This window comes from Verrucosispora sp. SN26_14.1, assembly GCF_004307965.1.
Lineage (GTDB): Bacteria > Actinomycetota > Actinomycetes > Mycobacteriales > Micromonosporaceae > Micromonospora.
In genome coordinates, this window is record NZ_SISL01000106.1 from 1 (window position 1) to 15556 (window position 15556).

Annotated in this window: 15 protein-coding genes and 1 pseudogene; 10 read left to right on the forward strand and 6 right to left on the reverse strand. The window is 71.6% G+C overall.

Annotation, left to right across the window (positions count from 1 at the left end; all coding sequences use genetic code 11):
* Together EYA84_RS12550 and EYA84_RS12555 are read left to right on the forward strand one after the other, a co-directional pair.
* A partial coding sequence (locus tag EYA84_RS12550; RefSeq protein WP_131053218.1) for a WD40 repeat domain-containing protein occupies window positions 1–982 on the forward strand: 982 nt, incomplete at its 5' end.
* A gap of 238 nt (window positions 983–1220) precedes the next feature.
* Window positions 1221–2846 (forward strand): cellulase family glycosylhydrolase, encoded by a 1626-nt coding sequence (locus tag EYA84_RS12555; protein ID WP_236145731.1) that lies wholly within the window; start codon window positions 1221–1223, stop codon window positions 2844–2846.
* Window positions 2847–2944: 98 nt separating this feature from the next.
* Here EYA84_RS12555 and EYA84_RS12560 read toward each other — a convergent pair whose 3' ends face one another.
* Together EYA84_RS12560 and EYA84_RS12565 are read right to left on the reverse strand one after the other, a co-directional pair.
* The gene (locus tag EYA84_RS12560; RefSeq protein WP_131053219.1) at window positions 2945–3580 is read right to left on the reverse strand and encodes a response regulator transcription factor; all 636 of its coding nucleotides are present in this window, start codon (window positions 3578–3580) and stop codon (window positions 2945–2947) included.
* On the reverse strand, window positions 3532–4839 hold the full coding sequence (locus EYA84_RS12565; protein WP_162854357.1) for a sensor histidine kinase: 1308 nt from the start codon (window positions 4837–4839) through the stop codon (window positions 3532–3534). Before EYA84_RS12565 ends, EYA84_RS12560 begins: the two co-directional genes overlap by 49 nt.
* A gap of 109 nt (window positions 4840–4948) precedes the next feature.
* On the opposite strand from EYA84_RS12565, the gene EYA84_RS12570 reads away from it, so the two are divergent.
* The 3 genes from EYA84_RS12570 (at window position 4949) to EYA84_RS12580 (ending at window position 7799) form a co-directional block, all read left to right on the forward strand.
* Window positions 4949–5980 carry an acyl-CoA desaturase gene (locus EYA84_RS12570; protein WP_131053220.1) on the forward strand — a complete coding sequence of 344 codons (1032 nt, stop codon included), beginning with the start codon at window positions 4949–4951 and terminating at the stop codon, window positions 5978–5980.
* A gap of 88 nt (window positions 5981–6068) precedes the next feature.
* On the forward strand, window positions 6069–6521 hold the full coding sequence (msrB, locus tag EYA84_RS12575; protein WP_131053221.1) for a peptide-methionine (R)-S-oxide reductase MsrB: 453 nt from the start codon (window positions 6069–6071) through the stop codon (window positions 6519–6521).
* Between the two features lie 51 nt (window positions 6522–6572).
* Entirely contained in the window at window positions 6573–7799 is a 1227-nt protein-coding gene (locus EYA84_RS12580; RefSeq protein ID WP_131053222.1) for an epoxide hydrolase family protein, read from the forward strand.
* 115 nt (window positions 7800–7914) lie between these two features.
* Here EYA84_RS12580 and EYA84_RS12585 read toward each other — a convergent pair whose 3' ends face one another.
* Complete coding sequence (locus EYA84_RS12585; protein ID WP_131053223.1) at window positions 7915–8835, reverse strand: LysR family transcriptional regulator; 921 nt, start codon at window positions 8833–8835, stop codon at window positions 7915–7917.
* 122 nt (window positions 8836–8957) lie between these two features.
* On the opposite strand from EYA84_RS12585, the gene EYA84_RS12590 reads away from it, so the two are divergent.
* From EYA84_RS12590 to EYA84_RS12610, 5 genes are all read left to right on the forward strand, one after another.
* Window positions 8958–10259, forward strand: coding sequence for an aspartate aminotransferase family protein (locus EYA84_RS12590; RefSeq protein WP_201272378.1), 1302 nt, complete (start codon window positions 8958–8960; stop codon window positions 10257–10259).
* Between the two features lie 84 nt (window positions 10260–10343).
* Window positions 10344–10880: a hypothetical protein gene (locus EYA84_RS12595; RefSeq protein ID WP_131053225.1), complete on the forward strand. Its 537-nt coding sequence runs from the start codon at window positions 10344–10346 to the stop codon at window positions 10878–10880.
* A gap of 302 nt (window positions 10881–11182) precedes the next feature.
* Entirely contained in the window at window positions 11183–11524 is a 342-nt protein-coding gene (locus EYA84_RS12600; protein WP_131053226.1) for a helix-turn-helix transcriptional regulator, read from the forward strand.
* Between the two features lie 3 nt (window positions 11525–11527).
* Window positions 11528–12013 carry an SRPBCC domain-containing protein gene (locus EYA84_RS12605; RefSeq protein ID WP_131053227.1) on the forward strand — a complete coding sequence of 162 codons (486 nt, stop codon included), beginning with the start codon at window positions 11528–11530 and terminating at the stop codon, window positions 12011–12013.
* A gap of 225 nt (window positions 12014–12238) precedes the next feature.
* Window positions 12239–12988: a cobalt-precorrin-6A reductase gene (locus EYA84_RS12610; protein ID WP_131053228.1), complete on the forward strand. Its 750-nt coding sequence runs from the start codon at window positions 12239–12241 to the stop codon at window positions 12986–12988.
* On the opposite strand, the gene EYA84_RS12615 is transcribed toward EYA84_RS12610, so the two are convergent.
* The 3 genes and pseudogenes from EYA84_RS12615 to EYA84_RS32465 all read right to left on the reverse strand — a co-directional run.
* Window positions 12976–14490, reverse strand: coding sequence for a precorrin-2 C(20)-methyltransferase (locus tag EYA84_RS12615; RefSeq protein WP_131053229.1), 1515 nt, complete (start codon window positions 14488–14490; stop codon window positions 12976–12978). The genes EYA84_RS12610 and EYA84_RS12615 overlap by 13 nt on opposite strands.
* A gap of 2 nt (window positions 14491–14492) precedes the next feature.
* Entirely contained in the window at window positions 14493–15122 is a 630-nt protein-coding gene (locus EYA84_RS12620) for a precorrin-8X methylmutase (protein ID WP_131053230.1), read from the reverse strand.
* Window positions 15119–15556, reverse strand: a pseudogene (locus tag EYA84_RS32465) (precorrin-3B synthase); the annotation flags it as partial. The pseudogene EYA84_RS32465 and the gene EYA84_RS12620, both read right to left, overlap by 4 nt.

Sequence of the window (15556 nt, forward strand, 5' to 3'; positions counted from 1 at the left end):
GGCCACGACGCCCGCCGCCGCGCCGACGACCGCCACACCCGACGGTGGACGCAGGCCCGACGGCGGTGGGACGCCGTCCGGCGTCGACCAGCACGGCCGGACCGACCCACGGACGATCGCGGTGGGACGCCGGGTCTATGCGGTGGCGGTCGACGGCGCGGGGGCCACCCTGGCGACCGGCTCGCCCGGCGAGGTGCAGCTCTGGGATCTGCGCCACGACCGGCTGCGCTGGCGTCGTCGCCTCGGCCCCGGTGACGATGCGGCCAGCGGCGTCTGCTGCACCCCCGACGGTGCCCGGATCGCGGCGGCGGGGCGGGACGGCACCGCCCGCGTCTGGGACGCCGTCACCGGTGACCAACTGCTGCGGGTACGCCACGACGACTGGGTCGACGCGGTGACCTTCAGCCCCGACGGCACACTGCTCGCCACCGCCAGCCACGACCAGACCGCCGTGCTCTGGGACAGCCGGTCGGGACGCCGGTTGGCCACGTTCGCCGGCTCGCACCGCCTGCACGGAGTCGCCTTCCATCCCGACGGCTCGCTGCTGGCCACGGCTGCCGGACGCCGGGGCGCCGAGGTGTGGAGCGTCGCAGAACGCAGACCGCTGCGGCTGCTGCCACACGACGACTGGGTCAACGCGGTGACCTTCAGCCCCGACGGCACACTGCTCGCCACCGCCGGTTACGACGGCACCGCCGTGGTCTGGGACACCGCATCCGGTGACCGCGTCGTCTCCGTCCGTCACGACGGCGGGGTCCTGGCGGTGGCGTTCGGATCGCGGGGTCGCCTGCTCGGCACCGCCGGGGACGACCGCACCGGACGGGTGTGGACGGTGCCGGAGGGCCGGGAGGTGAGCCGGATCCACCACGCCGGAGTAGTGCACGGCGTGGCCTTCGCCGGCCCGCGCACCCTCGTCACGGGTGGACACGACCTGGTCGTCCGGATCAGCACCTGGTCCGACGCTGGGCAGGAGGGCCGGTAGCGTCCGGCCCGGCCTCGGCGGCGAAGATGCGTACGGTTCTCCGGGTGTACGCGCCGCCCGTCACGGAAGACGCGGTGTCGAACGGGTTCGGACGCGTCCGGCGGCCACACGTGCAGGTGCGAACGGGCGCCACGGTCTACATGGATCGCCGTCGACGGGTTGACCCGACTGTAAGACATCTTTACAGTCCTGTTTCGACGCGTGTCGGCAGCTACCCCACGACGACAGAGGGAGTGGAATGTCCAGACTGCGTACTGCGGTGTCCGGAGTCCTCGCCGCCACACTCGCCATGGCCGGCGTCCTGGTCGCCGCCCCCGGCGCACAGGCCGCGACCGCCGACTTCGCCAAGGTCCAGGAGTGGGGTGGCGGCTACGAGGCCCGCTTCACCGTCCGCAACGACACCGCCACCACCATCTCCAGTTGGCGGGTCGACTTCGACCTGCCGGCCGGATCCACGCTCGGCAGCTACTGGGACGCCCTGCTGACCAGCAGCGGCAACCGGCACAGCTTCACCAACCGCACCTGGAACGGCACCCTGGCCGCCGGTGCGTCGACCACCTTCGGCTTCATCGTCTCCGGCAGCGGCACGCCGACCAACTGCACCGTCAACGGCGGCTCGTGCCGCGGCGGCAACGCCGACACCCAGGCGCCCAGCGTGCCCGGCAACCTCCGGGTCACCGGCACCAGCACGTCGAGCGTGGCGCTGGCCTGGAACGCCGCGACCGACAACGTCGGGGTCGCCGGCTACGACGTCTACCGTGGCAGCATGCTCGCCACCAGCGTCGTCGGCACCACCACCGCCACCGTCGGCGGCCTGAGCCCCGCCACCGCGTACACCTTCTCGGTCCGGGCCCGCGACGCCGCCGGCAACGTCTCGGCGGCGAGCACGACGGTCACCGCGACCACGGCACCCGGCACGGTGACCGGCACCCCCGCCTCGATCAACGGTCAGCTGCGGGTCTGCGGCGTGCAGCTCTGCAACAAGTACGGCCGACCGATCCAGTTGCGCGGCATGAGCACCCACGGCATCCAGTGGTACTCGCAGTGCGTCAACAACGCCTCGCTGGACGCGCTCGCCTACGACTGGAACGCCGACGTGCTGCGCATCTCCATGTACATCCAGGAGGGCGGCTACGAGACCGACCCGCGCGGCTTCACCGACCGGGTGCACGACTACATCGAACGGGCCACCGCACGCGGCATGTACGCCATCGTCGACTGGCACATGCTCACCCCGGGCGACCCGAACCACAACCTGGCCCGGGCGCGCACCTTCTTCACCGAGATCGCCCAGCGCCACAAGGACAAGACCAACATCCTGTACGAGGTGGCCAACGAGCCCAACGGGGTGAGCTGGGCGTCGATCAAGAGCTACGCCGAGCAGATCATCCCGGTCATCCGGGCGCAGGACCCCGACGGCGTGGTGCTGGTCGGCACCCGCGCCTGGTCGTCGCTGGGCCTCTCCGAGGGCTCCTCGGAGACCGAGATCGTCAACAGCCCGGTCAACGCCTCGAACATCATGTACACCTTCCACTTCTACGCCGCCTCGCACGGCACGACGTACCTGAACGCGCTGTCCCGGACCGCCGACCGGCTGCCGGTCTTCGTCACCGAGTTCGGCACCCAGACCGCCTCCGGCGACGGGGCGAACGACTTCACCCGTGCCCAGCAGTACCTGGACCTGATGGCCACCAAGAAGATCAGTTGGGTGAACTGGAACTTCTCCGACGACTTCCGCAGCGGTGCCGTCTTCCTCACCGGCACCTGCGGCGGCAGCTCGTACACCGGGACCGGCGTCCTCAAGCCCGCCGGGGTCTGGGTACGCGACCGGATCCGTACCCCGGACAACTTCCCGACCAGCTGAGCACCGACGTGCGGCGGGGCGGCCCGGAGGTCCGCCCCGCCCTCGCGGACGGTGACCGTCGGTGGAGAGCGGACGCCTGAGACGGAACGTCGACCCCGTCAGGGGTTGAGGTACGCCAGTACGGCGAGGACCCGCCGGTTGTGGTCGTCCGAGGGCGGCATGTCGAGCTTGGTGAAGATGTTGTTGATGTGCTTGCTGACGGCCTTCTCGGTGATGTGCAGCTTGCCGGCGATCGCGGCGTTGGAGCGGCCCTCGGCCATCTCGCCGAGCACCTCCCGCTCCCGGACGGTGAGGACCGCGAGAGGCTCCCGGCGGGCCAGCAGTCGAGAGATCACCTCAGGGTCCATCGCGGTCCCGCCCTGGGCGACCCGGCGGACCGCGTCGACGAACTCGCCGACGTGGGACACCCGATCCTTGAGCAGGTAACCCACGCCGCCGTGCGGTGTGCTGAGCAACTCCCGGGCGTACAACGGCTCGACGTGTTGGGACAGCACGAGGATCGGCAGACCGGGGATCCGGGTACGGGCGGCGATCGCGGCGTGCAGACCCTCGTCGGTGAACGTCGGCGGTAGCCGCACGTCCACGACCGCCACCTGGGGCCGGAGGCTGACCAGCGCCGGCAGCAGGGCGGGGCCGTTGTCGACGGCCGCGACGACGTCGAAGTCGAAGGCCCGCAGGATCCGGGTCAACCCGTCCCGGAGGAGTGCGTGGTCCTCGGCGATGACAACGCGCACGGCAGCTCCATGGTGACGACGGTGGGCCCTCCGGCCGGGCTCGACACGGTGATCGTGCCATCGAAGGCGGCCAGACGGCGTTCGATACCCCGGAGGCCGGAACCGGCGCCCGGGTCGGCACCACCGGTCCCGTCGTCGGCGACCACCATGGTCAGCGTGCCGTCGGAGTGCCGCAGGGACACCGCCCCGGTCCGCGCCCGACTGTGCCGGACCAGGTTGGTCAACGTCTCGGCCACGGCGAAGTAGGCGGCCGACTCGACCGGGGTGTCGAGTCGGCCGGGCAGGTCGACATCGACCGTGATCGGCACGGGCAGGCCCAGCGCCAACGCCCGCACCGCGCCGTCGAGCCCGCGCTCGGCCAGCACCGGCGGATGGATGCCCCGGACGAGATGGCGCAACTCGACCAGGGCGGTGCCGCTGGACTCCCGCGCTTCCGCGAGCATCTCACGAGCCGCGTTCGGGTCACGGTCGATCAGCTCGTCGGCCAGGCCGATCATCATGCCCAGGGAGACGAGGCGAGCCTGGATGCCGTCGTGCAGGTCACGCTCGATGCGACGCAGCTCGGCGGCCTGGGCGTCGACGGTGTCGGCCCGGGTGACGGTCAGTTCGGTGACGCGCAGTCGCAGCTCCGCGGCCTTGGTCGGGGCGAGCAGCAGCCGGGCGAAGTACCCGTCGACGCGGCGCAGCCACGGGGCCAACCAGAGCCCACCGGCGAGGATGGCGACGCCCTGCGGCACGCAGACCAGCCCTTCCACGACGGTGTCGACCGACCAGACGAGGCCGTAGCCGTACCAGTCGGTGCCGAGCCAGATCCAGACCGGCACCAACGTCAGGCCCATGACGCCGTAGAGCGGCACGGCCAGCGAGATCAGACCGAGGGCGGTGGACACCACCGCGCCGGGCAGGAGCCAGGCGAGATCGCGCCAGGTGGCCGGGTCGGTGACGATCCAGCGGAACCGCCGCCACCCGCCGGGGACGCCGCGTGCCGGGGGCGGACGGTACGGCCGGGACACCGGGACACCGGCGCGGGTGGCCCGCCGGCGTTCGAGATCCGCGCGGTGGCGGACCAGCGTCATCGTCCACGGCAGCAACGCCATGCCGAGGAACGGCACCGGGACCAGGGCCAGTGCCACCAGCGAGACGCCGAGCAGCACGAGGTTGGTCACGGCCAGACCGACGGCGGCCAGACCGGCGAGTACGGCGCGCAGGCCCCGCCACGCCCAGGCGTACGCCCGCTCGTCGCCGTCGACCCGGTCCATCGTCACATTGTGCCTGCGTGTCAGCCGCTTCTCGGTGGTGCTAGCACCCCGTCGTAGGGTGGGGGCAGAACTCCTGACGGGGGCGTCCCCTATACGGTCTGCTGGGACCATGACGACCGCCACGACGCCGCCGCGCCCGACGAGCGGCAGCGATTTCGCCGTCCTGTCCCGCCGGATCACCGATGCCGGGTTGATGCGACGCCGGCCCCTCTACTACGCCCTGAGGTTGGGTGTCGTCGGGCTCATGTTCGTCGGTGGCTGGACGGCCTTCGTCGCCCTCGGTTCGTCGTGGTGGCAGATGATCACCGCGGTCTTCCTCGCCGTCACGTTCGCCCAGGTCGCGCTCGTGGCACACGATTTGGCACACCGCCAGGTGTTCCGGACCAGGCGTCCGAGTGCGGTCGCCGGGCTGGTCGCCGGCAACCTCGGCGTCGGGATGAGCTACGGCTGGTGGATGGAGAAGCACACCCGCCACCACAACAACCCCAATCACGACGATCTCGACCCGGACGTGGCCCCGGAGGTGCTCGTCTGGACCGCGGAGTCGGCCGTCGGCCGTCGCGGGCTGCGCGGATTCGTCGTCCGGCACCAGGGCGTCCTGTTCTTCCCGCTGCTCACCCTGCTCGCCGTCAGCCTGAAGGTGTCCAGCGTCAAGGCGTTGCGGGACGGCACGGTGAAGCGACCCGGTGTGGAGACCGCCCTGCTTCTCCTGCACGCCGGTGGCTACCTCACGGCCCTGCTGCTCGTGCTGACCCCGCCGCAGGCCGTCGCCTTCCTGCTGCTGCACCAGGCGCTCTTCGGCGTCTATCTCGGGATGACCTTCGCGCCCAACCACAAGGGGATGCCGCATCCGACCGGCACCGAGGACTATCTGCGCAAGCAGGTGCTGACCTCGCGCAACGTTTACGGCAGCCGGTTGGTGGACGCGGCACTCGGCGGCCTGAACTACCAGATCGAACACCACCTCTTCCCCGCCATGCCGACGCCCAACCTGCGCCGGGCCCAGCCGATCGTGCAGGCGTACTGCGCCGAGATCGGGGTTCACTACGAGCAGACCGGCCTGGTCGACTCGTACCGGCAGGCGCTGCGACACCTGCACGAGGTGGGTGCCCCCGCCCGGGCCGCGTACGCCTCCCGGTGACTGTGTGGCGTAGGCGGAGGCAGGCCGGGTAGGCAGCGGGTTCGGAGATTCCCCGACCACCGGGCACTGCCCGCCGGGAGGAGAAGTCGTGTCTCAGGACTACCGCAAGAACCCCGAAAAGGTCTCGAACCTGACGCCCGAGCAGTACCGGGTCACACAGGAGGCCGCGACCGAGACGCCCTTCGCCAACGAGTACTGGGACAAGAAGGATCCCGGTCTCTATGTCGACGTGGTGTCCGGTGAACCCCTGTTCGCCTCCGTCGACAAGTACGACAGCGGCACCGGCTGGCCGACGTTCAGCAGGCCGGTCGAGTCCACGAACCTCGTCGAGATCCCGGACAGCAGCCTCGGCGTCACCCGCACCGAGGTCCGGTCCGCGCACGGCGACAGCCACCTCGGCCACGTCTTCGACGACGGTCCGATCGAGACCGGCGGGCTGCGCTACTGCATGAACTCCGCCGCGATGCGCTTCGTGCCCCGCGACGACCTGGAGCGCGAGGGCTACGGGGCGTACCTCGACCGATTCGCCGCACGGCGCTGACCCCGTCCGACGACTCCCGTACACCCGCGAGAGCGGGAGAAGGAGGCAGAGATGGCCGTCAAGACCGAAGCCCGACCGCGTACCACGCAGATCCGGCCGTTCACGGTCGAGATCCCGCAGGCGGAGCTGGACGACCTGCGCCGCCGGATCGCCGCCACCCGGTGGCCGGAGCAGGAGACCGTCGCCGACCAGTCGCAGGGCGTGCCGCTCGCCACGATCCAGGCGGTCGCGCGCTACTGGGAGCAGGAGTACGACTGGCGTGGCGTCGAGGCGCGGCTGAACAGCGTTCCGCAGTTCATGACCGAGATCGACGGACTGGACATCCACTTCATCCACGTCCGCTCGAAGCACGAGGACGCGCTGCCGCTGATCATCACGCACGGCTGGCCCGGCTCGGTGATCGAACAGCTCAAGGTCATCGGCCCGCTGACCGATCCCACCGCCCACGGCGGCAGCGCCTCGGACGCCTTCCACGTGGTGATCCCGTCCATGCCCGGGCACGGCTTCTCCGGTAAGCCGACCATGCCGGGCTGGGGTCCGGAGCACATCGCGAGCGCGTGGACCGAGCTGATGCGGCGCCTCGGGTACGACCGCTTCGTCGCCCAGGGCGGCGACTGGGGCGCGATCATCTCGGACCTGATGGGGGTCCAGGCACCGCCGGAGTTGGCCGGGATCCACACCAACATGCCGGGAGCCGTACCAGCGGATCTCGACAAGCTGTTCCAGTCCGACATGAGCGGGGCGAACGATGCCCTCGGCTCGCTGCCGTCGAACCTCTCCGACGAGGAACGGCGCGCCTGCGAGCAACTGAACTTCGTGTGGAAGCACGTCGCGTACGCCCTCATGATGGGCACCCGGCCGCAGACCCTGACCGCGCTGGCGGACTCGCCGGTCGGCCTGGCCGCGTTCCTGCTCGACCACGACGCGCGCAGTCTGGACCTCATCTCGCGGGTCTTCGCGGGCGGGCCCGGCGGCCTCAGCCGGGACGACGTGCTGGACAACATCACGTTGTACTGGTTGACGAACACCGGCGTCTCGTCGTCCCGGCTCTACGCGGAGAACGCACTCTCGTTCTTCGCCACCAAGGGCGTACGCGTGCCGGTGGCGGTGAGCGTCTTCCCGGACGAGCTGTACGAGGCACCGCGTAGCTGGGTGGAGCAGGCGTACCCGAACCTCGTCTACTACCACCGGCTCGACCGGGGCGGGCACTTCGCCGCCTGGGAACGGCCGATGGCCTTCGCCGAGGAACTGCGCGCCGGCTTCCGGCCGCTGCGCTAGACGGCAGTCGCACCACCGTCGTGCCCGGTGTCCTCGGACACCGGGCACGCGCGTACTCCCGTTCGCCGGATCACCGGTCATGCGCAGACCCCGCCTCGGATCGTCGGTCGTCGCGTCAGCGGTCAGGCATGGCGGTGCAGGGATCGGCCTCGGCGTCCGCGCGCAGCCGCGCCACCGCGCGGGCGAGGAGTTCCTGCCGACGGTGGTCCCGGCGGACGTGCACGACGATGCGACGCCGGACGACGGGACGGACCACCGGCCTCGCCACCGCGCCCCCGGGCAGCTCCACGACGGCCAGGCGCGGCAGCAGTGTGACGCCGACACCGGCCGCCACCAGGCGCAATGCTGCCCGGTGGTCGTCCAGACGGGCGGCGAATCGGGGGGTGAACCCGGCGGTCCGGCAGGCGCTGGAGATGATCTGCCCGATCGGGCTGTCGTAGATGTCGTGGTCCACCCACGGCTCGGCACCGAGGTCCCGCAACGCGATCTCGGGGGCGTCCACGAGCGGGTGCCCGGCGGGCAGGACGGCGACGAGTTCCTCGACGGCGAGGTCGTGCCGCTGGTAGCCGTCGAGCCGTACCTCGACGCCGCCGGCCGGCTCGGTGCGGATGTCCAGGTCCGGCTGCCGGCGCCCCCGCCCGTCGACCGGCTCGTTGAGGCTGATCTCGACGGTGAGGTTCGGTCGGTGCTGCCGAACGGTCCGCACCAGCTCCGGGATCCACCGTTCGGCCGCCGAGGCGAAACAGGCGATCGCCAGGTGCTCGCCCTGGCCGCCACGCAGGTCCGCGACGACCCGTTCCAGCCGCTCGAAGTCGGCGACCAGTGTCTGCGCCTGGTCGGCGAGATGTCGGGCGGCGTCGGTGGCGACGATGCCCCGTCCCTGCCTCACGAAGAGGACCAGGCCGGTCTCCCTGGCCAGTTCGGTCATGTGCTGACTGATCGTGGCCGGGGCGTAGTTCAGGTTCCGGGCGGCCCGGTTGATCGATCCGGCCAACAGGACCGCCCGCAGCACCACCAGGCGTCGAGGGTTCAGCATGCGTCGACCGTACGGCGACGACGAACGATCAGCGATCTTTGTCTGCTTGTCGCCCCGCCGGGGCCGTCGCAGGATGACCGGCAGGGACCGGCTCCGCCGCCCGACGGACGAGAGGACCGCTGATGGACACGACCTTCTGGGACCAGGCGGACCGCCTGCTGATCCGGTACGGGGCCAGCTTCACTCCCCGGATCATCGAACGCGCCCGGGGGGCGTACGTCTTCGACCGCGAGGGCAGGTCGATCCTCGACTTCACCTCGGGGCAGATGAGCGCCATCCTCGGCCACGGGCACCCGGACATCGTCTCCACCGTCTCGTCCGCGGTCGCCTCACTGGACCACCTCTACAGCGGCATGCTCAGCCCGCCGCTGCTCGCGCTGGCCGAACGGCTCGCCGCCACACTGCCCGACCCGCTCGGCAAGACGCTGCTGCTCACCACCGGCGCCGAAGCGAACGAGGCGGCGATCAAGATGGCCAAGCTCTACACCGGCCGGTACGAGATCGTCTCCTTCGACCGGTCCTGGCACGGCATGACGCAGGGGGCGGCCTCGGCGACGTTCTCCGCCGGGCGGCGCGGCTACGGTCCGCCGATCCCGGGTAACCTCGCCCTGCCCACACCGAACGCCTACCGGTCGCCGTTCCGTAGCGCAGACGGCGCACACGAATGGGAGGCCGAACTCGCGTACGGCTTCGCCCTGGTCGACCAGCAGTCCGCCGGAAGCCTCGCCGCCTGCCTGGTCGAACCGATCCTCTCCTCGGGCGGCATCATCGACCTGCCGCCCGGATACCTGGCCCGCCTCCGGCAGATGTGCGACGAGCGCGGGATGCTCCTCATCCTCGACGAGGCGCAGACCGGCCTCGGCCGCACCGGCACGATGTACGCCTTCGAGCGCGACGGCGTCGCCCCCGACATCCTGACCCTGTCGAAGACCCTCGGGGCGGGACTGCCGGTGGCCGCCGTGGTGACCAGCGCCGAGATCGAGCAGGTCTGCCACGACCGGGGGTTCCTCTTCTACACCACCCACGTCTCCGACCCGCTGGCGGCGGCGGTCGCGCTGACCGTGCTCGACGTCATCGCCCGAGAGGATCTGGTGCGGCGTGCCGCGCGACTCGGCGAGCAGCTCACCGATCGGCTCCAGGCGCTGCGAGACGAACACGAGGTGGTGGGCGACGTCCGGGGCCGGGGCCTGCTCCAGGGCATCGAGCTGGTGACCGACAAGGTGAGCCGCACACCGGCCGACGCGTTGGGTGCCCGGGTCACCTCGGCCTGCCTCGACCGGGGACTGCACATGAACATCGTCCAACTGCCGGGCATGGGCGGGATCTTCCGCATCGCACCACCGCTCACCATCAGCGACGAAGACCTGCACGCCGGCCTGGACATCCTCGACGCCGCACTCACCGCCGTCCTACGCGAAGGGTGACACCGCGCGGTGGCCGACGCGCCGCATGTGGTGACCGAGAGACCGAGCATGGCGGCGGAAGTCCTCCACACTAGGCTTGCCGCCATGTCAGAGCCAACGCCCGAGCCGCGCAGGGTCGGCCAGCTGGTATGGGCCCCCGACGAGGTGACCGCCGGCATCGGAAGCCAGGTGCAACCACAGGTCAGTCGAGGTCGCAGGGCGTTGCAGACCGGGCTGGCCGCCTTCCTCCTGACGTGGGTACCAACCCTTGCCATTCTCCTGGTGGCCAACTTCGCCGTACCGTCGCTGACCGACGACGCCGGTGCCGGACGAGTCGCCCTCTGGGCGTTGCTGATCGCCGTGCTGTTCGCGGTCACGGCGGCGGTGAGCACGCTGTGGTCGAGGCCCGACCGGGACGGAGAGGAGCCCTCGGGCCTGGTCGTCGCGCTGCGCGTCGTGCGTGGTGCGCTGCTGACCGGTGTGGGTGCGGGCGCGGTGCTGGTGTGGCAGGGGCTGTCGGTGGAGCAGGCTGCCACGTTGGCGGTGATTCTGGCGCTACTCCTGCGCGTCCTGCCGGTGGTGGCGGCGCGGACGTTCGCGCGACGCCGGAGCGGCCCGGCGGAAAGCCCCACCGCCCCGTAGCCGTACCCACTCAGGCCAGCTTGCTAGGAGGTGGGGAGATTTGTTGTCGCTCTAGCGACAACAAATCTCCCCACCTACCCAGGCACCGCCCCACCCGCATGCAAGGAAGGGTCCCCCGTTAACACCTGGTGTTAACGGGGGACCCTTCCTTCCATGCGTATCGACGGCCGCGCGTCCGGCGACTCAGCCGCGCACCGCGCTCGTGTCCGCACCGCGAGGCGCCACACCCCGCGCCGCGACACGCGGGGATGAATCCTGCGAAGGTCTGGCGACGTACAACTGATTGGTTGTATGTTGGGGTGGTGACGGAGACGAGTGACGACCGGGCGGACGCCCTGTTCCACGCGCTCGCCGACCGCACCCGGCGCGACATCCTGCGCCGCGTGCTCGCCGGGGAGCACTCCGTCTCCGCGCTCGCCGCCAACTACGACATGAGCTTCGCCGCCGTGCAGAAACACGTCGCCGTGCTGGAGAGGGCCGGCCTGCTGACCAAGCGACGCAGCGGCCGCGAGCAACTGGCCAGCGGCGACGTGCAGGCGGTGCGGTCGGTGGCGTCCATGCTCACCGAGCTCGAACAGGTCTGGCGCGGCCGCATCGCCCGCATCGACATGCTCATCGCATCCGAGACCGTCCAGGAGGACTGAACAGTGCCCGTCACCGACGTCAAGCAGGACCTCGACAACCTGAGCCTGACCATCACCGCCGACTTCGCCGCACCGGTGGAGCGGATCTGGCAGGTGTACGCCGACCCACGCCAACTGGAGAAGGTCTGGGGACCGCCGACCTATCCGGCCACCGTGGTCGACCACGATCTCACGCCCGGGGGCCGGGTCACCTACTACATGACCAGCCCGGAGGGCGAGCGGTACGCCGGGTACTGGCTGGTCACGGCCGTGGACGAGGCTCGCAGCTTCGCCTTCGACGACGGCTTCGCCCACGACGACCTCTCCCCCAACCCGGAGATGCCGGTCTCCAAGTGCGTCTACACCTTCAGCGCGCACGACGGCGGGACCCGGGTGACGTACGTGAGCACCTACCCGTCCGCCGAGGCGCTCCAGCAGGTGCTGGACATGGGCATGGTGGAGGGCGCCACCGGAGCGATCAACCAGATCGACGGGTTCGTCGCCGCCTGACCGCTGCGCAAGCCGGCGCCGGCACCCACGCGGAGGGCCCGTACCGGCGCCCACCGCCGCGCCGGCGCCGGCTCCGGAACAAGGTGCCCGCACGGGAGAGCCGGCGCCGGCGCCGATGTTAGGAAGGGACCCCTTCTATACCGTAGGCGTTAGCAGGGGGCCCTTCCTTACACGAAGGCGCGTGGTTGACTGGTCGATCGGGGAACGAGCAGCAGGGGGTGGCGGGTGCGGGTACTCATCCTCGGGGGCACCGCCGAGGCACGTGATCTCGCCGCCCGACTCGTCGACCGGCCGGGGCTGTCGGTGATCTCGTCGCTGGCCGGGCGGGTCGCCGATCCCCGCCTGCCGGTCGGTGAGGTACGCATCGGGGGGTTCGGTGGTGCCGACGGCCTGGCCCGGTGGCTCGACACGCACCCCGTCGACGTACTGGTCGACGCCACCCACCCGTACGCGGCCCGGATCCGGACCGCCGCCGTCACCGCCGCTGCCCAGGTCGGCGTACCTCATCTGCGGCTGGAACGACCGGGCTGGACGGCGCGGCCGGGTGACCGCTGGCACCGTGTGCCGGACGTGGCCGCCGCCGTCCGGGAACTTCCGGCGCTCGGGCGGCGGGTCCTGCTCACCACCGGACGGCAGAGCCTTGCGGCGTTCCGCCCGTCGACCGGGCTGTGGATCCTGGCCCGGGTCGTGGACGCGCCGGAGGAGCCGCTGCCGGAACACATCCGACTGCTGCGCAGCCGGGGTCCCTACACGCTCGCCGGTGAACTGGAGCTGATCCGCACCCATCGCCTCGACGTGGTGGTGACCAAGGACAGCGGCGGCCGGCTCACCGAGGCGAAACTCGACGCGGCCCGACAGCTCGGCCTACCGGTGCTGATGATCGACCGGCCGGTGCCCGCCGTCCATCCGACGACGGTGTCCAGGGTGGACGAGGCGGTGGACTGGGTGTCGGCGCTGCCGGTTCAGCCGGGATAGGTGCGCGGCGTCCAGACCGCCACCGAGTCGTCGCCCCGCGTGCTGACCTGGGTGGTCGACGAGCCGATGATGAGCAGGCACCGCATGTCCACGGTGTCCGGGTCGAGATCACCGAGCGTGATCACGGTGACGGACTCGGTGACACGGCCCACGTCTCGGGCCAGCACCACAGGCGTCTTGGGGTCACGGTGGCGCAGCAGCGTCTCCCGGGCCGCGCCCACCTGCCAGCGACGGCTGGCCGAGGCCGGGTTGTAAAGCGCCAGGACCAGGTCGGCCGCGGCGGCGGCGGCCAGGCGGGCCTCGATGACCGGCCACGGTTTGAGCCGGTCCGACAGGGACAGCACCGCGAAGTCGTGCCCGAGCGGGGCACCCACCCGGCTCGCCGCCGCCTGCGCCGCCGTCAGGCCCGGCAGCACCCGTACCGGCACCCCGGCGAATCTCGCCTGGCCGGTCGCCACCTCGTAGACCGCGCTGGCCATGGCGAACACGCCGGGGTCGCCGGAGGACACCACCACCACCCGGGCCCCGCCGAGTGCCAGCTCCAGGGCGTGGGCGGCCCGTTCGGTCTCCACCTGGTTGCCCGAGGTGTGCCGCTGCTGGCCGGGACGCGCCGGCACCCGGTCCACGTACGGGCCGTAGCCCACCAGGTGCTCGGCCTCGCGCAGCGCCCGCGCCACCTCGGGGGTGAGCCAGCGGGGTCCGGCCGGGCCGAGCCCGACCACGACCACCTCCCCCGCCGACGCCGGTCCGGGTGCCGGCAGGTCGTCGCGGCTGGCGGCGCTGGTCGGGCTGGGCAGCAACGCCAGCGAGAAGTACGGCACTTCGTCGGTGGACACGTCGGCCAGCGGGGCGTGTCGTCCGCGTGGTGAGGTGGCCCGCTCCACGTACCAGGTCTCGGGCAGTCGGCCCGCGTCGTCCAGGGCGGCGCGGACGTTGTCGAAGGTCCGGCCCAGCTTGAGTACGGCGGCGGCGTCGGTGTCGGCGAGCCGCCGGGCGAGTTCCTCGGCGGGCAGCGTGCCGGGCAGGACGGTCAGCACCTCGTCGCGTTCGACGAGCGGCCGACCCAGCACGGCGGAGGCGGCGCTGATCGAGGTCACCCCCGGCACCACCTCGGCCGGGAACCGGTGCGCGAGCCGCTCGTGCAGGTACATGTAGGAGCCGTAGAACATCGGGTCGCCCGCGCAGAGCACCACCACGTCGCGTCCGGCGGCCAGGTGGACGGCCAGCCGTTCGGCGCTGTCGTCGTAGAACCGGCGGATCACGCCCTCGTAGCCGGCCGGGTCGTCGGTGCCCTCGGTGGTGACCGGGTAGACCAGGGCCTCGTGTACGTGGTCCTCCCGCAGCAGACCGGCCACGATGGAGCGGGCGATGCTGCGGCCGTGCCGGGCCGAGTAGTACGCGACCACGTCGGTCTCGGCGATCAGCCGGGCCGCCTTGACCGTCAACAGTTCCGGGTCGCCGGGTCCGACCCCGACGCCGTAGAGCGTGCCGGGCTCCACCATGGTCACTCCACCTCGCTCGCGATGCCGTTCACGGCCGCCGCGGTGACGGCGCTGCCGCCCCGACGACCCTGCACGACCAGGTACGGGATCCGGGCCGGATGCGTGGCCAGCGCCTGCTTGGACTCGGCCGCGCCGATGAACCCGACCGGTACGCCCACCACCGCCGCCGGCCGACCCGCGCCCTCGTCGACGAGTTCCAGCAGCCGGAACAGGGAGGTCGGGGCGTTGCCGATGGCGACCACGGCGCCGTCGAGCCGGTCCCGCCACAACTCCATGGCGGCGGCGCTGCGGGTGGTGCCGAACTGCCGGGCCAAATCGGGCACCGCCGGATCACGCAGCGTGCACACCACCTCGTTGTCGGCGGGCAGCCGGGTGCGGGTGATCCCGGCGGCGACCATCGCCGCGTCGCAGAGCACCGGCGCACCGGCGGCCAGTGCGGCGTACCCGGCGGCGACCACCTCGGGGTGCGCCTCCACGTCGTCGACCAGGTCGACCATGCCGCAGGCGTGGATCATGCGCACCACCACCCGGGCGACGTCGGCGGGGAAGCGGGACAGGTCGGTCTCGGCGCGGATGGTGGCGAACGAGCGGCGGTAGATCTCGGCGCCTTCGCGGACGTAGTCGTAACTCATCGTGGTCTCCGTGCCTGTGCCACCCGCTCGGACAGCGGGCCGTGGTGATCCCCTCGGGGACCGGCGACACGGTAACCGGCGCCGGTGGCCACCGCCAGGGCAGCCGGACCGGACGGTCGGCCGCAGCACCGGTCACAGCCCGCCCAGTGCAGGGGAAGCGCGTCGTCGGCGGGCGGTGCGGCGGCGGTCAGGGCGGCCGTGGCGTCGGCGCGGACGTCGGCCAACGCGCTGCCGCAACCGGGTCGGCCCGCGCAGGCGGTCACCCCGACCCAGGGCGAGGCGGGATCGACGACCAGCCCGGCCCCGGTCAGCACCGGCACCGCCGACTCGGGTGCGGCGACCACGACGACGGTCCGCCACGGGGTCACCACCACCGGCCCGTCGGTCAGCGCCGCGACCGCCTCGGCCTGCGCGGCGGTGAGCCGGCCCAGGGG

Coding starts and splice junctions, on each gene's coding strand:
- EYA84_RS12555 (WP_236145731.1), top strand. CDS start 1,221: ATGTCCAGACTGCGTACTGCGGTGTCCGGAGTCCTCGCCGCCACACTC.
- EYA84_RS12565 (WP_162854357.1), bottom strand. CDS start 4,839: ATGGACCGGGTCGACGGCGACGAGCGGGCGTACGCCTGGGCGTGGCGG.
- EYA84_RS12570 (WP_131053220.1), top strand. CDS start 4,949: ATGACGACCGCCACGACGCCGCCGCGCCCGACGAGCGGCAGCGATTTC.
- EYA84_RS12580 (WP_131053222.1), top strand. CDS start 6,573: ATGGCCGTCAAGACCGAAGCCCGACCGCGTACCACGCAGATCCGGCCG.
- EYA84_RS12585 (WP_131053223.1), bottom strand. CDS start 8,835: ATGCTGAACCCTCGACGCCTGGTGGTGCTGCGGGCGGTCCTGTTGGCC.
- EYA84_RS12590 (WP_201272378.1), top strand. CDS start 8,958: ATGGACACGACCTTCTGGGACCAGGCGGACCGCCTGCTGATCCGGTAC.
- EYA84_RS12595 (WP_131053225.1), top strand. CDS start 10,344: ATGTCAGAGCCAACGCCCGAGCCGCGCAGGGTCGGCCAGCTGGTATGG.
- EYA84_RS12615 (WP_131053229.1), bottom strand. CDS start 14,490: ATGGTGGAGCCCGGCACGCTCTACGGCGTCGGGGTCGGACCCGGCGAC.
- EYA84_RS12620 (WP_131053230.1), bottom strand. CDS start 15,122: ATGAGTTACGACTACGTCCGCGAAGGCGCCGAGATCTACCGCCGCTCG.